This window comes from Amycolatopsis sp. NPDC004169 (genome assembly GCF_040610315.1).
In the GTDB taxonomy this organism is placed as follows: domain Bacteria; phylum Actinomycetota; class Actinomycetes; order Mycobacteriales; family Pseudonocardiaceae; genus Amycolatopsis.
In genome coordinates, this window is sequence record NZ_JBEXMD010000005.1 from 147,640 (window position 1) to 164,830 (window position 17,191).

Here is a 17,191-nt window from a genome sequence, read left to right on the forward strand (position 1 = left end):
GCACCCGCCCGTGTCACTTTCACTCCTCACTGCTGTCTGTGGTGTTGCCACGCCCCGGAACCCTGCTGCTTTCCAGCTGTTCTTCGCCCGGGAGTTCCTTCAAAGCGTGCCGTCCCGAGGTGTAGCCCCGCTGGAAGCTTGCCATCCTGCTCCGCGCCGCGGACGCCGAGCGGGTGATCGCACCCGTTCCGGGCATGCCCGCGGTGTTGTCCGCGAAGCTGTTCTGCGGCGGAGCGTCGACCGAAGGACTGCTGATCGAGCCCGGCACCAGGTAGGCGTTCGGGACGCGCTTGGGCAGCCCGGCCGGGGTGATCTCCTCGTTCTTCGACTCCAGCAGCGACTGCGCCGCCTGCCAGCCATCGTCGGAGGCGCTGTGCCAGCCGTCGTCGGCGGGGAGGAGCGGGTGCCGGGTGGCCGCGGTCGGCTGGAGCTCGTCACGAACCGGCTCGGCCTTCGGGGCGACCCTGGCCGGCTCGTCGATGCCGTTGAGCGGCGGCAGGTTGGGGTCTTCCCCGTCGCTCTGCGGCGGCACCGGATCGGCGGCCGAGTCGTCACCCTCACTGAACCAGCGTGACAGCACCGACTGGTAGATCGGCAACCGCCGGGTGGGTACATCGTCCTCGAGCGCCGACGAGCCGACCTCGTTCGCGGGCGGCGGCGGGGCCGGTGGCGGCTCCTCCGGCGGCACGAACTTCGGCTCGCGCTTGGGCAGCACCAGCGGCGCGAACTGCGTGTCGGCGGCCCGAGAGCTGGCCCCGTCACCGTTCGACGACGGCGTCAGCGGCGCCAGGTCCTCGGCGGTCGGCCAGGCGGGCGTCTCCGGCTTCGGCAGCTCGGGCGACAGGAACGGGCCCGCCGCGCGGCCGCCGCTGACCAGGTCGTCCAGGCTGATCGGCTGGTCGAGCGGCACCAGGCCGCCCTGGCTCGCCACCGGCTCGGGTGCGGGCGGCGGTGGCATTGCCGGCGTCGGGTTCGAGCGCGGCGGCGGTGTCTGCGCGAACGTCTGCGTCTGGTCGAAGTCCGAGCGCGCGGCCGGGATCGGCGGGATGCTCGGCATCGACATCGACGTCTCGGAGCGGTTCGCCGGCGGCGGCGTCTGCCGCTGCATGCCCGGGCGGAGCTGGGTCAGCAGCTCGGCCGGGACGACGACCCGCGCGATCACGCCGCCTTCGATGTCCTCGTTCTCGCGCAGCCGGACCTCGATGCCGTGGCGCTTGGCCAGCCGCGAAACCACGTACAGACCCATTCGCCGGGTCACCGACACGTCCAGGTCCGGCGGGTCGGCCAGGCGGGCGTTGACCTCGGCCAGCCGCTCCTCGCTCATGCCGACACCGTGGTCGGTGACCTGGATGGCCAGCGCCTTGCGGCGGGTCACCACGGCCCGGACGATGACCTTCGTCTCCGGCTCGGAGAAGTAGGTCGCGTTGTCCAGCAGCTCCGCGAGGACGTGCACGAGGTCGTGGATCGCCAGGCCCTGGACCGCGACGTCGGGCACGATGCCGACCTCGATCCGGGCGTACTGCTCGATCTCGGACACCGCGGCGCCGATGACGTCGGCGGCGGGCACCGGCTTGGGCACCGACTTGGCCAGGCCGGCGCCGGAGAGCACCAGCAGCGACTCACCGTTGCGCCGCAGCCGCGTCGCGAGGTGGTCGAGCTCGAACAGGCTGGCCAAGTGGTCCGGGTCCTGCTCGTCGGCTTCCAGCCGGTCGATGACGCCGAGCTGGCGTTCCACCAGCCGCTGCGACCGGCGGGACAGGTTCACGAAGATGCCGTTGACGTTCTCGCGCAGGAGGGCCTGCTCGGCGGCCATCTTGACGGCCTGTTCGTGGACGATGTCGAACGACCGCGCGACCTCGCCGATCTCGTCGCGGGAGGTGACGGGCACCGGCTGGACGGCCTTCTTGGAGGCGCCGACCGGGTCCGGGTCGTCGAGGATCGCCTGCACGGTTTCCGGCAGCCGGGTGTAGGCGACGTCCAGTGCGCTCTTCCGCAGCACCCGCAGCGGGCGCAGCATCAGGCGGGCGACGACGAGCATCAGCGCGACCGCGAGGGCCAGCGCGGCGAGGACCACGGCACCGCCGACCCACGCGGAGTTGACCGCCGCCGTGGCGAGGTCGTCGGCGCGGGTCTTCAGCTGGGCCAGCAGGTTCGACTCGACCGCGTGCAGCTTGTCGGCCGAGACGGTGCTGTCCTTGCCGAGCGCGGTCGTGTCGATGTTCGGCGGGTCACCCAGCTGGGCGAAGGAGAACGCCGACGTCTGGATCCGCCGCCGGTCGTCGACCTCCGGGCCGGAGTAGGTGTCGTTGTAGAGCTGGCGCTGGTCGTCGTCGGCGTTCGCGAGGAAGGCCGCGACCGAGGCGTCGGCACTGGACGCCGACGCGCGCGTCTGGTCGAGGAGGTCGCCGGGGAAGTTGCCGCGGAACGCGGCGATCTGCAGCTCGGCGTCGGAGCGGGTGGTGAACTCCTTGGCCTCGCTGATCGCCTGCGTGCTCGTGCCGAGGCGGAGCACGTCCCGGTCGGTGACCGCGGTGGTGACCTCGCGGCCCAGCTCGATCAGCGAGTCGATGATGCCCGAATAGGCGGTGAGGACCGTCATGTCGGGCAGGCTGTTCTGGGCGTTGAACGCCGCTCGCAGCGGACGCAGGGCGTCGAGGCGCTGGAGACCGCGGGCGTAGCGGTCCTTGGTCGCCTGGTCGTCGTAGCCGAGGGTGCCGGCCGCGCCGCGCAGGTCGGCGACTTCGCGGTCGACCTTGGCGATCTGCGAGTCGAGCCCGGTCTGCAGCAGCTGGTTGCCCGAAGAGATCCGGGCGACGGCCAGCGAGCGTTCGTTCTGCAGCTCGTGCACCACTGTGGTGACCTTGACGGCGAACGCGACCTGGTCGGCGGTGCGCTGGAACTCGGCCGCCTCGCGGGCGTCGTCGATCACGCGTACCGCGCCCAGTGCGAGCGCTGTGAGGGTCGGGATGATCAGGACCGCGGCCAGCTTGGACCGCAGCCGCCAGTCACGCATGCCGGAGAACAGCCCGGCCTTCCGGCCCGGATCCGCTCCGGGCGACTGCGCGGGGGCCCCTCCCACCCCCGCGGCGTCTTCGTTCGGCACCGCCGCTCCACCATCATCGTTCGTGCTCGGGAAACCCTGGTCGGTCCAGCGCCCGCCAGGGCGCATCGCGTTCTCCTCAGCCACTCGTCTGCACGCTCCCGGCGTTCCGGCGCTCCGGCCCATCGGAAGGAGCCCAGCGCAAGACGCTACCCGTACGGGTGAAAAGATCGTCTCCAGTGTCGACACTGGGGGTTCCTGAACCCCGTCCGGGCGGACGGAATCGGTTCAGCTCGAGCATCACGGTCGGGTCCCTGCGCTGGTCTTGCATCGGTCTGTTGGTTGGCCCTAACCCACCGGCGCGGCGGTTGTGCCCGGCCAGGCAGTGGTCTTCGCGGGGAAGATTCTCTCAGGAAAAGCACAGTGTGTGCTGGTACACCGAAGTGGGACTGCTTGATCGGCCATCCAGGCACTCTCTCTCACTACATCGGAGGTTGATACCTCCCCGCAGGTGCAGAGGGTAGCGAACGGCCGGGGAAGATGTAACCCTCCCGACAGGACCCGCTCAATCTTGCACAGCGTTCGCTCAGTCGGCGCACAGAAGTCATCGCTGATTCAGGAACCTCACCCTACGCTGGGTAAACCGTTACGGCGAGTGGAGCAGTGGGTCTAGACCAGAGGCCGAAAGAGTGACGTGCGCCACTCGGTCCGGTAGTCGTTCCACCCATTGTGAGCGAGCTGTCACGTTCTCTACAGTGGCCCGCGTGGCTCCCGAGAATGAGTCACGCACTTCCACTGAAATCGGTTCCCCAACCGTCACTTTCTTCAAGGAGCAGGCCTTGCTTGGAAACGCCATGAGCAGTGGCCGGGTTCGCACTCGCCGCGCCGCGCTCGGGCTCGCCCTCACGGTCGCAGCCGCCACGGCCCTCACCGGCTGCAGTGCGCTCGGCTCGGACAGCTCGAACGCCTCGTCGAACGGGGGCGGCCTGGAGAAGTCGAAGATCAAGGTCTCCATCATGCCGACCACCGACCTCGGGCCGTTCTGGCTGGCCCTGGACGGCGGCTACTTCAAGGCCGAGGGTCTCGACGTCGAGCAGATCGTCGCCAAGAGCGGCCAGGAGTCGATGCAGAAAGCGATCTCCGGCGAGGTCGACATCGCCCTCTCGACGTACACGCCGTTCTTCGTCGCCAAGGGCAAGGGCGAGGACATCCAGCTGGTCGCCGACGGCACGTCGGTGAACGCGAAGAGCAACGCCATCGTCACGGTGCCGAACTCGCCGGTCAAGACGGTCAACGACCTGAAGGACAAGCGAATCGCGATCACGGCCAAGAACACCGCGTCCGACATCCTCACCAAGTCCGTCATGAAGGACCACGGTGTCGACTTCAGCGGGGTCAAGTGGACCCTGGTCCCGCTGCCGAACATGGCGGCGGCGCTGAAGGACAACCAGGTGGACGCGGCCTACATGCCGGAGCCGATGCTCACGCAGGCGGCGAAGACCGTCGGCGCGACGCCGGTCATCGACATCAACACCGGCGCCAGCCAGGACTTCCCGCTGACCGGCTACGGCTCGACGACGAAGTGGGTCCAGGGCAACCCGAAGACCCTCGCGGCCTTCCAGCGCGCGATGAAGAAGGCCACCAGCGACGCGATCAACGACCGCTCGAAGGTCGAGCCGCTGCTGGTCAAGTACGCGAAGATCGACGAGGACACGGCCAAGCTGCTCACCCTGCCGGGTTACGGCTCGGTCCTGGACGCCCGGCGCCTGCAGCGGGTCCCCGACCTGCTGCTGCAGATGGGCGTCATCACCAGCAAGGTCGACGCGGCGCCGATGATCGCGCCGCAGGCCACCAGCTGATCACCTGTCCGACGTGAAGAAACTGCTCCGCGGCCTGGCCGGCCTGGTCGGCTTCCTCCTGTTCTGGGAGGTCGTCGTCCAGGTCGGCCTGGTCGACAAAACGTTCATCCCGCCGCCGAGCGTCGTGCTGGGCACCGTCTGGGACCTGCTCGGTGACCCCGAGTTCGTCCGGGACATCGTCGCGACGATGCTGGCCTGGCTGATCGCCATCGCGGTCGCGATCGTGATCGGCGTGCCCGCCGGCCTGCTGCTCGGCAGCATCCCGGCCCTGCGCACGGCCACCGCCGCGATCGTGGAGTTCCTCCGGCCGATCCCGGTCACCGCGCTGGTGCCGCTGGTGCTGATCGTGATCGGCTCCGGCCCGGAAGCGAAGATCATCCTCGCCGTGTACGCCTCGCTGTGGCCGATCATGTTCAACACGATCTACGGCATGGGCGAGATCGACCCGGTGCTGATGGAGACCGCCCGCGCGTGCGGGACCAGCCGGTTCCGCATCCTGTCGTCGGTCGCGCTGCCGCAGACCGCGCCGTTCGTCTTCACCGGCGTCCGGCTGTCGGCGACCATCGCGCTGATCGCCGTGGTCAGCGTCGAGTTCCTGGCCGGTTCCCAGGTCGGCCTCGGCAGCTTCATCATCGTGGCCAGCACCGGTTCCACCCGGTTCGACCTGGTACTGGCGGGCACCGTGGTGGCCGGGACGCTGGGCTACCTGATCAACGAAGGGCTCGACCAGCTCGGCCGGCGGCTGTTCCGGTGGAGCACGGTCGACCGGGAGGCGATCGCGTGACGGCGGCAACCCTTTCGGGCCGGGTGGGCAGGCGCGCCGCGCGCGGTGCCGCCACGGTCCTGCGCAACTGGCTGCTCTTCGCCCTCATGGTGGTCGTGTGGGAGTTCGCCGCGCGGGCCGGCGGGAGCAGGTTCTTCCCGCCGCCGACGGAGATCGCGACCACCGCGGCGAAGCTGTGGTTCACCGGGCCCGCGTCACACCTGTTCCTCACCGACGCGGTGTTCGACAACGTCGTCCCCAGCCTGGCCCGGATGCTCGGCGGGTGGGCGCTGGCCGCGGTCGTCGGCATCGTCCTCGGCGTGCTGATCGGCCGGTCGGAGACGGCGATGGATTACGTCGGCCCGCTGTTCGCGTTCTTCCGCTCGATCCCGCCGCCCACGCTGATCCCGGTGTTCGCGGTGCTGTTCGGGCTGAGCTCGGGCATGCAGATCGGGTCGATCATCTTCGGCGCGGTCTGGCCGGTGCTGCTCAACGCGGTCGACGGCGTCCGCTCGGTCGACCAGGTGAAGGTGGAGACGGCCCGGTCGTTCCGCACGCCCAAGGCGTATTGGCTCGGCATGGTCGTGCTGCCGGCGGCGGCCCCGAAGATCTTCGCCGGGCTGCGGGTCAGCCTGTCGATCTCGCTGCTGCTGATGGTCGTGTCCGAGCTCGTCGGTGCGTACAACGGCATCGGGCGGTCGCTGCTGAACGCCCAGCAGGACTTCGATTTCCCCACCATGTGGGCGTGGCTGGTGCTGCTGGGCATCCTCGGCTACGTCTTCAACATGGTTTTCCTGGCCGCGGAGCGGCGGGTGCTGGCCTGGCAGCCGACCCGCCTCGGCCGCGGCTGACGCTTCGAAAGGCCTCTCCCCATGACCACCATGCTCGAAGTGTCCGGCCTCAGCCACACCTACGGCGCCGGTGCGAAGGCGCACACCGCGGTGAACAACCTTTCGTTCACCGTCGAAGCCGGTCAGCTGGCCAGCATCGTCGGCCCGTCGGGCTGCGGGAAGTCGACGCTGCTGCGCTGCATCGCCGGGCTGACGCGGGCGACCGACGGCACGGTCAGCCTGCACGGCGACCGCGTCGCCGGCGTGCCGGACGACCTGGCCGTCGTGTTCCAGGACTACAGCCGGTCCCTGTTCCCCTGGCTTTCGGTGCAGAAGAACGTCGAGTTCCCGCTGCGGTGGCGGCCGATCTCCAAGGCCGAACGCCGGGCGCGGGCCGCCGAGGCGCTGGAGCACGTCGGCCTGTCCGGCGTCGGCGGCAAGTACCCGTGGCAGCTGTCCGGCGGCATGCAGCAGCGGGTGTCGATCGCCCGCGCGCTGGCCAGCCGCCCGGCGCTGCTGCTGATGGACGAGCCGTTCGCCTCGGTCGACGCCCAGACGCGCTTCGAGCTCGAGGACCTGACCCGCCGCGTGCAGCGCGAGCAGGGCAGCACGGTCCTGGTCGTCACCCACGACATCGACGAGAGCGTGTACCTGTCCGACCGGGTGCTGGTGCTGTCGAAGTCACCGGCGTCGATCGTGGCGGACCTGCCGGTGGACCTGCCCGCCGAGCGCGACCAGATCACCACGCGCGAGTCGGCGGAGTTCGTCACCCTGCGCGGCGAAGTGGCCCGCCTGCTGCACGGCGGCACGCCGGCGGAGGCCGTCAAGGCCGCGTCGGACGCCGCCGAGTGGGAGCTGGCCGAACAGGCCACGGACGTCCAGGAGAGCAAGACCCGCAGCTGACCCGCTGGTGGTCCACAGTGGATGTCCACTGTGGACCACCAGCGGTGGTCAGTACAGCGACTTGGACGAGGCCGCCACCTTGACGTGGACCAGCGTCGGCCGCGGGTCGGCGAGCGCCCTGGTGAGGCCGGGGACCAAGTCCGCCGGCTCGGTGATCGTCACGCCGTGGCAGCCCATGCTTTCGGCCAGTCCCGCGAAGCCGATGCCGCCCAGTTCGGTGCCCGGGAGCTTCGCGCCGCCGATCGCGTCGCCGAGGATGCGGACCGCCGCGTACTCGCTGTTGTCCAGGATCACGAACGTGACGGGGAGTTCTTCGCGCGCCGCCGTCCAGAGGGCCTGGATGCCGTACATGCTCGAGCCGTCGCCGATCACGCCGACGACCTTGCGGTCCGGGCGGGCGAGCGCCGCGCCGACCACGCCGGGGACGCCGTAGCCGAGCGTGCCGCTGGCCATGGTCAGGAAGCCGGTGTCGGTGGCCGTGATCGGCAGGTGGTCGTGCAGGATCCCGCGGTGGCTGGGCGCCTCCTCGACGACCAGGGCGTTCTCCGGCAACAGCTCCGCGAGCGTCGAGTAGACGAGTTCGCCGGTCAGCGCGTCGGCGCTCGGCTTGGCGGGACGCGGACGCGGGGCGGGCGCGGGCCGCGTGCTGCGCTCGACGACGTTCAGCAGCGCGCGGATGCCCAGCTTCGGCGTGGCACGGATGCCGGTGCCCTCGAAGGCGCGCGCGAGGACCTGCTCGTCGTCGCTGACGATGAACAGGGGTGGCAGCGGAGCTTCCCCGCGCCCGCGCTCGACGTGGTAGGTGAACGCGGGCGCCCCGAGCACGACGACGAGGTCGTACGGCGCGAGCGCGTCGGCGACGGCCCCGCGTTCGGGGTCGAGGAACCCTTGGAACAGCGGGTGGTCTTCGGGGAACGAGCACCGGAAGGACATCGGCGCGACCCACACGGCGGCGTTGAGCCGTTCGGCGAGCGCAACGGTCTCGATGACGGCCCCGTCCTGGTCGACGGCACCCCCGACGACGATCGCCGGCCGCTCGGCGGCTTCGAGGGCGGCGTTGAGCTCGTCGACGGCCTCGGGATCGGGCGCGTACCCGCGGATCCGCGGGCGCGAGACGATCGGCCGTTCGGTGGTGACGGACCAGTCATCGGCGGGGACGGAGACAAAGACCGGACCGGAAGGTGCTTGCGTGGCAACGTGGTAGGCCCGCGCAAGGGCGGCCGGGACGTCTTCGGCACTGGCGGGCTCGATGGACCACTTCACGTAGGGCTTGGGGAATTCGGGCGCTTCCAGCGCGCCGAGGAAGGGCTCGTGCGGCAGGAGGGACCGGATCTGCTGCCCCGCGACGACGATCAACGGCGTCCGGTTGCGGTAGGCGTTGAAGAGGCTGCCGAGCCCGTGCCCGACCCCGCCGGCGGAGTGCAGGTTGACCAGCACGGCGTGCCGGGTGGCTTGGGCATAGGCATCGGCCATCGCCACGACGGCGGATTCCTGCAGGCCTAGGACGTAGTCGAAGTCATCGGGCCAGTCGGTGAGGAACGGCACCTCGGTGGTGCCGGGATTGCCGAAGACCGTGGTGAGGCCGAGTTCGCGGAGGAGTTCACGGGTGGCGTCCAGCACCGTGCGCTTGATCATGCGGACAGGTTAACGCTTAGCCTTGCGAAGGAAAGCCCGCCAAGCGGCCGAACCGAGGGTCAGGGTGCCGCCGGAACGGTCCTTGGTGTCGCGGATCTGTGACACCGGCCCGAGCTTCACCTCGACACAGTTGGTCTGGACCCCGCTGTAACTCGACTTACGCCACATCACGCCTCCAACTCGGCGATCACCCCCTGGATGAATGCCCGCGACTCGGGCTCAGCCAAGGCCAAGCCGCGCATCCGCCGCACGGCGGCGCGATAGTCGGCCACCTCGCGATCATCATAAAGGTAGGCACTGCCGCGATAGCCCTCCAAATGGACGATCGACGGCAGGTTCCAGAAGTCGAGGATCGCAAACGGGCCGAACAGCCCGGGATGGCAGCCGAGCGCCACCGGCAGAACGCGAAGGCTCACGTTCGACCACAGCGACACCGCCACCAGATGGGCCAACTGGGCAACCATGATCCGCGAACCGCCAACTCCGCCGCGCAGAGCACCTTCGCCGATGAAGACCACGTAATTCAACGGGTCCGAGCCACGAAGGAGCCCACGGCGGCGAACCCGGATCGCCACCCGCTCCTCGACCTCTTCGGGCTTGAGCCCCTCGGCCGCGAAAAGCGCCCTGGTGTAGTCGGTGGTCTGGAAGATCCCGGGCACCAGAAGCGGTTCCCAGTTGATCACCGTGCTGGTGGTCCGCTCGTACTCGATGAATGCGGCCAACTCGGGAACTTTGGCGGGCTCCACCCAGTTGGGCTCTCGGGCGTTCTCGGCAAGGGCGAGCAACCGCTTCCACTCCGCCGGTTCCACCCTGAGCGCCCCCAGCAGCAGACCGACCTGCTCGACCTTCGGCACTCGCGTCCCGGCTTCCCAGTGGGAAATCTCCTGCGCGGCCACACCGATCACCCGGCCGAGCTGGCGCAGGCTGAGGTTCCGCGCCTTCCTCGCCGCCCGGAGGCCGAAGCCCAGCGCGCGGGACCTCGGTGTCGCTACCAGTACTGCCATGTGCACATTGTGTCATCGGGCACCGACAAAAACGGGCGACGGGGCTGTCACGAACTCGCGACAGCCCCGCCACCTCGGGCTTACCCGATCAGGCCGCTGAGGCCCGCCGCCTTGAACGAACCCCAGCCCGTGACCTGGTCATACCCCGTCGCCGCGGTGAAACCCGTTGTCCCGTGGAGGCTGTTGTTGCCCGATGTCACGTCGTGGAAGCCCGTGCCGTACGACGATCCGTTGCCGATCGAGTAGAACTTCGGGTTCAGGTTGCCCAGCGCCCCTCCGTGCACCTGGTTCTGCAGTGCCGCGAAGGCCGCCCACAGCGGCGTTGCGCCCGAGGTGCCGCCGACCGTCTCCCACGTTCCCGCGCTGTAGATGTAGTAGCCCGACGTCGGGGAGGCGTCCGCCGCCACGTCCGGGACCTTGCGGTACGTCGTGCTCTGCGAGGACTGCCAGGACGGCGCCGTGAACACCGTCGAGATCCCGCCGCCGGTCGAGCCGCCGCTGCTGCCGTCGTTCCACACCACTTCGCTGCTGTAGCCGTTGGACGACGTCACGCTCAGCTTCGTCCCGCCCACACCCGACACGTTCGGGCTCGACGCCGGGAAGTCGACCCCGCGGGCCGCCGAACCGGTCTGGCGGTAGCAGTCGGTCGTGCCGTCGTCGCCCGCCGCCGCGAAGTACGAAATGCCCTCCGCGGTGCCGGTCGCGATCGCGCTGCTGACGCTCTTCGCCGCGCTCGACCCTTCGGCCGCTTCGCAGGCGCCCCACGAAATCGAGACCACGTCGACCTTCGCGTCCGACGCGATCTTCTGGTACATCGCCAGTTCGCCGGCGCTCGAGTTCGGGGCCTCGTACACGTAGTCGTTGGCCGCCGCGGCCAGCGCGTGCACGACCTCGATGTCGAGCTCGACCTCGATCTGGCCGTCGCCCGGGGAGGAATCGTAGTTCGCGCCGCTGACCGGGACCGTCGTCACCGAGCCCGCGGACAGGCCGTAGGTGCTGTCGTACCTGGTGATGTTCGACTTCTGGTAGCCGTCGAACTCGACGAAGCCGACGTTCACGCCACTGCCCGTCGCCGAGAGGCTGCTGGTGCCGTAAGCGGTCTTGAGCACCGGCGGCGTCACCGATTTGACGACCTTCGGTTGCGCGAGCGGCTTCGCGGAATGCGTCCGCACCGCGTGGTCGTCGAGGCCGACGACACCGCCCACGACGTCCGAGACGCTCGCCGGCACGGCCGGGACCGCGTCGTTGGCGAAGAAGTCCCGCCCGGACGCCTGGTCGTGGTAGGTCCCGATGCGGGTGCGGAACGCCGACTCCAGCTGCGCCGCCGTGCCGGTGAAGGTGATCGCCTGCCGGTTGCCGGAAACCTCGATCCCGCTCACCCCTGCTTTCCCGAGAAATGAGACGGCCTTGTCAACGTCGGCCTGCGTCGGACCGAACCTCGCATTGAACTGCGCCGGGGTCAGAAACCGGTGGTATTGCGGCGATGCCGGATTCTGCACATCAGCGAGGAACTTCTCGAGCGCCTGCTGGTTGTGCAATTTCAGGGAAAGCGCGGCGGTGATCGGCCGATCGGCCGCGACGTCGCCGGTGCGGGCGCTGTTGACCAGCGGGGCGGCGTTGTCGGCCAGCGTGACCAGGGGTTCCGACGCCGCAGCGGCCGGGACGGCCACGGCGAGGCCGAGCAACGCAGGCAGCGGCACAGCGGCCGCGACGAGCTTGCGCAAGCGCATGGGGGGATTTCCTCTCGGCGGTGGGGACCGGGCCTGCGCGCAATGTCAGCCGCAGGTTGCCGAGAAGCATAAGAAGCCGAGATCGCGCCGAGGAACCTACTTTTGTCTGAGCTTCGACGGATCCCATTTTCATTTTCCGGCGGGTTTACCTTCCCATGGCAAACCGATTATTGTCCGGAATGCCCGACCGTTTCGACCCGTTCGACGAGCGCCCGCGCGTCCGCGTTGCCGGAGAACCGGCGGGCGGCCCGCGCCAGCGAGTCCAGCCGCTGCCGCACCCGCGGCGACCGCAACGCGCCGGCCAGCTCGACCGCCTCTTCGCCGACCGTGGTGGCGATGTCGAGATCGCCGTCCAGCGCGTGCACGGTGGCCAGCCAGATCAGGGTCAGCGAACGGCTGCGCGTCATGCCACGCGGGTAGCCCCTGATCGCCTCGACGAGGGCGGGGATCCCGTCGCGGCCGTGGCGGACGTCGACCACCTGCGCCAGCTCGCCGTGCACCGTCCCGACCATCGCCGCCATGTCGGTGGCCCCGAAGAACGCCGCCCACGGCGACGGCTCGCGCCCCTCGGCCTCCGCGAACTCCTGCCGGGCGCGGCGCAGGAAGGTCAGCGCTCCGCTGACGTCGGCCTTCATGGCGTGCGCCCACGCCTGGTTCGCCGACAGGATCGCCTGGGCCAGCTTGGAGTGCGCCGACACCGCCGCCTCCCGGCCCCGCGCGAACTCCAGCAGCGCCGCGTCGACCGCGCCGTAGTGCAGGTGCAGCCGCCCGACGCGGTAGCGGATGTTGGCCTGGAGGTCGTCGTTGCCCGCTTCGACGGCCAGTTCCAGCGCGCGGGCGAACGCCTCCAGCGCGGCGGCCGGGCGGTCCTGGTCGAAGTTCGTCCAGCCAGCCAGGTTGTACAGGTCGGCCACCGCGGTGTAGAGCCGCGCCAGTACGACCGTTTTCGTCACGCCGTCCAGCAGGGCCACCGCGGCGGGCAACCTCGATTCCACGGCGGCCCGGCACGAGCCGCCGCCGTAGCGGTAGTCCAGGGCCCGGAGCTCCGCGACGCTGTCTTCGAGCTGGCGCACGTCGGCGAGACCCACGCGCGCACCGCGCCGTTCTTCCCGCCCGTCACTGCCGGTCATGGCAGCCCTCCGTCCGTAGAGAGCTGCCGATCGGGGCAGCTCCGCTCATTCCCCGCCGGACCGGGCCGGAGCTCGTTCCGTCGGGGGATTGGCGCCGGGGAACACCCCGGCGGCGGTCAGCACCACACCCGTGGCGGTTTCCGCGATCTTGACGACGGCCAGCACCCCGGTGAGGGCGAGGGAACCGCCGAGCCCCAGTTTCACGAATTCGGCTTCCGAGGTTTCGGTTCCGCGTTGACGCGGTATCGCGCCGGTCACGATTCCGCCTTCCGGCTCAGCGCGGCCACGCCCGGGCGGCCGCCACGGGGAATCAACCGGCCCCAGGTGAGTGATATCCACCTGATTGTCGGAGTCCTGGTTTCCTGCTGTCCACGCAACGAGTTCTCGAACTGAATACGCGCGCACACGGCGCCGCCTCCCGCACTGCAGATCGATTCCTTGAAGATCGGCCGGATCGCGAAATGCGGGACAACCGTAGCCACCCGGCTGCCGGAAAATCAGCCACCAACCAGGTCAAAGCTGGAAACGCCCGTGCAGCGGCACGCGCAGCCGAGCACGGCGCTCTGCACCGGCCGGATGCATTTTCACGCACCGGCCCACGATTGCCGACCGCGCGCGAAAACGTCGGCAGAAATCGTTCTACTCCGCCGATTCGACGTGGGATTTGCGACGTTGCTTCAGGATTTGACGAGATCGACCCAGGTGCGCACGGCGTGCGCGTCGACCGGCGCCTGCCAGCCGCCCGGCCGCACCGCGCTGCCGACGTGGAACCCGCGCACCCCGCCCGCGCGCAGGAGGTGCACCTGCTGGGCGCGCAGGCCACCGCCGACGAGCAGCTCCGGCCCGCCGTCGCGCTGCGCGAGCCGCTGCAGCACCGAGAGGCCGCTCGCCACGCCGTTCGGGTGACCGGCGGCGAGCACGGTGTCACAGCCGAGCCCGGCCAGCTGGTCGTAGGCGCGCAACGGGTCGCGCGTGCGGTCGATGGCGCGGTGGAACGTCCACGGCAGGCCGTCGACCTCCTTGATCAGCGCCTCGCAGGCGTCGAGGTCGATCTCGCTGTCGACGTTGAGGAAGCCGAAGACGAACTCCCGCGCGCCCGCGTCGATCAGCCGGGCCGTGTCCGCGCGCAGCCCTTCCAGGTCGCCGACGGCGAAGGAACCGTTGTCCCGCAGCATGACCCGCACCGGGAGGTCGGTCGCCGAAAGCACGTCACGCAGGGTCTCGACCGACGGCGTCAGGCCGTCCTGCGCCATGTCCGCAACCAGTTCGAGGCGGTCGGCCCCGCCCGCCTGCGCGCTTTCGGCGTCCGCCGCGTCCAGCGCGATCACTTCCAGCAGGGGCGTCTTCGAGCTCATGCCTCAATCCGTTTCACTGGTTCCGGGTGTCGTCCCCCCTCGCATGCCGCCCTCGCCGGAAGCCGCCTTGAAGGCTCGTCATCCGCTCGCGCACCGCTTCCGGGGAAAGAGAGAGTATCGGCCGCTGCTCCGGCACCGATCCCGGGCTGGCCGCGGAATCCAGCGGCTGCAGGAACGGCCAGGTGTCCTCCGCGCCGTCCTCCTGCTCCAGTTCGGCGGGGGTGGGCCAGGCGTACACCGGCTCGGGCGGGGCGGGCGGCGCGACGGGTGTCAGCCGCGGTTCGGTGTCCTCGTCGTCCGGGTTCGGCACGCGGATTTCACCGGAAAGCGGTGTCTCGACGGGCGCCGGAGCGTTGTTCTCCCGTTGCGGCGGCGCTTCGGGAGCGGCGATCTCCCGGGACAGCGGCGGCGGGGGCGGGGGCGGCGGCGGTGCGGCGAGGGCGTGCCGCGGCCGGGGCTCGGCCGGCCGCGGCGCCTCGGCGACCGGGCGCGGCTCGGCCGGCTTCCGCGGCTGCTCGGGCGCGGCGGAGGCGTCGAACCAGCGGGACAGGACGTCCCGGTAGGCCGGCATCCGCTCGGTCGGGGCGTCGAGGTCAAGGTGGGCTTCCTCGTCCGCGGTCGGCCACTCCGGCGCGTGGTCGCGGGCCACCACCGGCGCCCGGCGCGGCGGGCCTGCCTCGATCGACGGCGGTGACAGCTCTTCCGGCTCCGGCTCGGGTTCGGGCTCCGGCGGCGTCAGCGGGGCGAGCGGCGCCAGCAGCTCCGGTTCCGGGGCGGCGGCAGGCTCCGCGGGCGGGGGCGGCGCCGGCATCGGCGGCAGCTCGACGATCAGGGCCGCGGGCACGAGCACGGTCGCCACCAGCCCGGATTCCGCGCCCGCGCTGAGGCTGACGTCGATGCGGTGGCGTGTGGCCAGCGTCGCGACGACGAACAGGCCCATCCGGCGCGACACCTCGACGTCGACGTCCGGCGGGTGCGCGAGGCGGGAGTTGGTGCGGTCGATCTCCGCCTGCGGCATGCCGGCGCCGTGGTCGATGATCTCGATCTGCCAGTCGCCGTCGTGGGTTTCCGCGCTCGACACGGTGACCACCTCGTCGCCGGAGTAGCGCGTCGCGTTCTCCAGCAGCTCGGAAACGACGTGCACGAGGTCGTTGACGGCCTCGCCGCGGACCGCGACCTGCGGGGCCGGGCCGAGCTCGATCCGCTGGTAGTGCTCGACCTCCGAGAGCGCGGCGCCGATGATCTCGTCGGCGGACACCGGGCCGGCGTCCTCGCGCGCGGAGTCGTGCCCGGAGAGCACCAGCAGGTTTTCGCTGTTGCGCCGCATCCGCGTCGCGAGGTGGTCGAGTTCGAAGAGCCCGGCGAGGGTGTCCGGGTCCTGCTCGTCGGCCTCCATCCGGTCGAGCACCGACAGCTGCCGTTCGACGAGGTCCTGGCTGCGCTGCGAGAGGTTGACGAACATCGCGTTGACGTTCTCGCGCAGCATGGCCTGTTCGCCGGCGAGCCGGACGGCCTCGCCGTGCACCGCGTCGAACGCCCGGGCCACCTGGCCGAGCTCTTCGCGGGTGAACACCGGAACGGGCGCGACGGCGAGCCGTTTCCGCAGGTTCTCCGGGGCGGGCTCGGGATCGGTGAGCAGGTTCTGCACGGCCGCGGGCAGCCGGTGCTCGGCCACTTCGAGCGCGGTCCGGCGCAGGATCCGCAAGGGGCGCAACAGGGAGCGTGCGATGACCACCGACAGCACGCCGGCGACGAGCAGGACGCCGAGGACCACGCCGCCGTCCCACAGCGCGGCCGTGCGGGCCTGGGCCGCCAGCGCGTCGGTGCGTTCCTGCAACTGGACCAGCAGCGCCTGCTGCACCTGGTGGGCCAGGTTCACCGTTTTCGTCGCCGAGATGTCCCACTGGTTCGGATCGAGACCCGAGAGGTTCTGGCCGTTTTCGGTGCGGGTGAGCGCGGATTCGACCAGGTCGTTGCCGATGTCGACGACCAGGCCGATCACCGTGTCGTCGAACATCCGCTGCTGGTCGGGGGTGGCGAAGGTGCGGTAGTCGCTGCGCGCGGCGGCCAGTTCGGCTTCCGCGCCGAGCAGGGCGCGCGTGCGGTCGCGGTTGAGCGTGCCCGCCGCGAGCGCCTCGGCCATCACCGCGCGCTTGACCGACATCTGGTCCTTGATCCGGGCCAGTGCGTTGCCCGCCAGCCGCATCCGCGCCAGTTCCGGGTCGGAGACGTCGGCCGCGGCGGAGTCGCTGATGTCGAGCAGGCCGGAGATCAGCTCGCTGTACGAGCGCAGCACGGCGTCGGCGGGAAACGCCGAGTGCTCCGCGGAAAACCGCAGGCCACCGAGCACGCGCAGCCGGTCGTCGGTCTGCTGCAGGCTTTCCGCGGCCTTCGCGTCCAGCCGCGGCCTGCTCTCGGCGAGCGTCCGCTCGAACGCGCCGATGGCCTGGTCGACTCGGGTGCGCTGGCCGGTGAGCTCCGCGGTGTCGCCCTGGCGGTTCTGCGCAACGAACCGGACGGTGAGGTCGCGCTCGCGTTGCAACTCGTGCAAGGCTTCGGCGACCGTGCTGTCGACCCGGCCGCGCGTCGCGAACTCGGCGAGCTGGCGGGCGTCGCGCAGGTCGGAGCTGATCCGCAGGCCGACGAGCGCGATCACGGCCAGCGCGGGGATGAGGAGGACGGCGAAGAGCTTCGTGCCGAGACGCCAGTTGCGCAGCCGCCACCGGCCGCCCGCCGGACGCGGATCCGCCGCGTCGCCGCCCTTGCGGGGACGCTTGTCGCGACGGGTCACCTGGTTTCCTTTTCCGCCGCGGGCGGGAACCCGCGGATCGAACGACACCTCGAACCTACTGGACGGTAGCCCGCCCCATGAAGATCCGAAAGCCGCGCCGGCACGTTACGGCCCTGCCCGCGATCGTATGGGGCCTGGACCATACGATCCA

Annotated in this window: 13 protein-coding genes; 4 read left to right on the plus strand and 9 right to left on the minus strand. The window is 70.4% G+C overall.

Translation table 11 applies throughout. The annotated features are described in order from the left end of the window. Positions 1–19 precede the first annotated feature (19 nt). Positions 20–3,169, minus strand: a complete 3,150-nt coding sequence (locus ABZX11_RS08845) for a nitrate- and nitrite sensing domain-containing protein (RefSeq protein ID WP_354911198.1) — start codon at positions 3,167–3,169, stop codon at positions 20–22. A gap of 725 nt (positions 3,170–3,894) precedes the next feature. Here ABZX11_RS08845 and ABZX11_RS08850 point away from each other — a divergent pair. From ABZX11_RS08850 to ABZX11_RS08865, 4 genes are read left to right on the plus strand one after another with little or no spacing between them, the layout of a single operon-like run. Further along, positions 3,895–4,899, plus strand: a complete 1,005-nt coding sequence (locus tag ABZX11_RS08850; protein ID WP_176174550.1) for an ABC transporter substrate-binding protein — start codon at positions 3,895–3,897, stop codon at positions 4,897–4,899. 13 nt (positions 4,900–4,912) lie between these two features. After that, positions 4,913–5,683 carry an ABC transporter permease gene (locus tag ABZX11_RS08855; protein ID WP_354911201.1) on the plus strand — a complete coding sequence of 257 codons (771 nt, stop codon included), beginning with the start codon at positions 4,913–4,915 and terminating at the stop codon, positions 5,681–5,683. Beyond that, positions 5,680–6,513: an ABC transporter permease gene (locus ABZX11_RS08860; protein ID WP_176174548.1), complete on the plus strand. Its 834-nt coding sequence runs from the start codon at positions 5,680–5,682 to the stop codon at positions 6,511–6,513. Before ABZX11_RS08855 ends, ABZX11_RS08860 begins: the two co-directional genes overlap by 4 nt. Before the next feature lie 21 nt (positions 6,514–6,534). Next, a complete protein-coding gene (locus tag ABZX11_RS08865; RefSeq protein ID WP_176174547.1) occupies positions 6,535–7,395 on the plus strand; it encodes an ABC transporter ATP-binding protein in 861 nt (286 codons plus the stop codon). A gap of 48 nt (positions 7,396–7,443) precedes the next feature. On the opposite strand, the gene mdlC is transcribed toward ABZX11_RS08865, so the two are convergent. From mdlC to ABZX11_RS08905, 8 genes are all read right to left on the minus strand, one after another. After that, positions 7,444–9,030: a benzoylformate decarboxylase gene (gene mdlC, locus ABZX11_RS08870; RefSeq protein WP_176174546.1), complete on the minus strand. Its 1,587-nt coding sequence runs from the start codon at positions 9,028–9,030 to the stop codon at positions 7,444–7,446. Positions 9,031–9,039: 9 nt separating this feature from the next. Then, positions 9,040–9,198 (minus strand): DUF397 domain-containing protein, encoded by a 159-nt coding sequence (locus ABZX11_RS08875; RefSeq protein WP_354911206.1) that lies wholly within the window; start codon positions 9,196–9,198, stop codon positions 9,040–9,042. Next, positions 9,198–10,034: a helix-turn-helix transcriptional regulator gene (locus ABZX11_RS08880; RefSeq protein WP_354911208.1), complete on the minus strand. Its 837-nt coding sequence runs from the start codon at positions 10,032–10,034 to the stop codon at positions 9,198–9,200. Before ABZX11_RS08880 ends, ABZX11_RS08875 begins: the two co-directional genes overlap by 1 nt. A gap of 80 nt (positions 10,035–10,114) precedes the next feature. Then, entirely contained in the window at positions 10,115–11,764 is a 1,650-nt protein-coding gene (locus ABZX11_RS08885) for a S53 family serine peptidase (protein WP_176174544.1), read from the minus strand. Between the two features lie 167 nt (positions 11,765–11,931). Further along, positions 11,932–12,894, minus strand: coding sequence for a hypothetical protein (locus ABZX11_RS08890; protein ID WP_354911210.1), 963 nt, complete (start codon positions 12,892–12,894; stop codon positions 11,932–11,934). A gap of 45 nt (positions 12,895–12,939) precedes the next feature. Continuing rightward, complete coding sequence (locus tag ABZX11_RS08895; protein WP_254897104.1) at positions 12,940–13,098, minus strand: hypothetical protein; 159 nt, start codon at positions 13,096–13,098, stop codon at positions 12,940–12,942. 473 nt (positions 13,099–13,571) lie between these two features. After that, complete coding sequence (locus ABZX11_RS08900; protein WP_176174541.1) at positions 13,572–14,249, minus strand: copper homeostasis protein CutC; 678 nt, start codon at positions 14,247–14,249, stop codon at positions 13,572–13,574. A 13-nt stretch (positions 14,250–14,262) separates the two neighbouring features. Beyond that, the gene (locus ABZX11_RS08905; protein WP_354911214.1) at positions 14,263–17,040 is read right to left on the minus strand and encodes a nitrate- and nitrite sensing domain-containing protein; all 2,778 of its coding nucleotides are present in this window, start codon (positions 17,038–17,040) and stop codon (positions 14,263–14,265) included. Positions 17,041–17,191: the final 151 nt, after the last annotated feature.

What these genes read in the sequence shown, in the direction of transcription:
- ABZX11_RS08845 (WP_354911198.1), bottom strand. Translation starts at nt 3,169, where the DNA reads ATGCGCCCTGGCGGGCGCTGGACCGACCAGGGTTTCCCGAGCACGAAC.
- ABZX11_RS08850 (WP_176174550.1), top strand. Translation starts at nt 3,895, where the DNA reads ATGAGCAGTGGCCGGGTTCGCACTCGCCGCGCCGCGCTCGGGCTCGCC.
- ABZX11_RS08865 (WP_176174547.1), top strand. Translation starts at nt 6,535, where the DNA reads ATGACCACCATGCTCGAAGTGTCCGGCCTCAGCCACACCTACGGCGCC.
- mdlC (WP_176174546.1), bottom strand. Translation starts at nt 9,030, where the DNA reads ATGATCAAGCGCACGGTGCTGGACGCCACCCGTGAACTCCTCCGCGAA.
- ABZX11_RS08875 (WP_354911206.1), bottom strand. Translation starts at nt 9,198, where the DNA reads ATGTGGCGTAAGTCGAGTTACAGCGGGGTCCAGACCAACTGTGTCGAG.
- ABZX11_RS08880 (WP_354911208.1), bottom strand. Translation starts at nt 10,034, where the DNA reads ATGGCAGTACTGGTAGCGACACCGAGGTCCCGCGCGCTGGGCTTCGGC.
- ABZX11_RS08885 (WP_176174544.1), bottom strand. Translation starts at nt 11,764, where the DNA reads ATGCGCTTGCGCAAGCTCGTCGCGGCCGCTGTGCCGCTGCCTGCGTTG.
- ABZX11_RS08890 (WP_354911210.1), bottom strand. Translation starts at nt 12,894, where the DNA reads ATGACCGGCAGTGACGGGCGGGAAGAACGGCGCGGTGCGCGCGTGGGT.
- ABZX11_RS08900 (WP_176174541.1), bottom strand. Translation starts at nt 14,249, where the DNA reads ATGAGCTCGAAGACGCCCCTGCTGGAAGTGATCGCGCTGGACGCGGCG.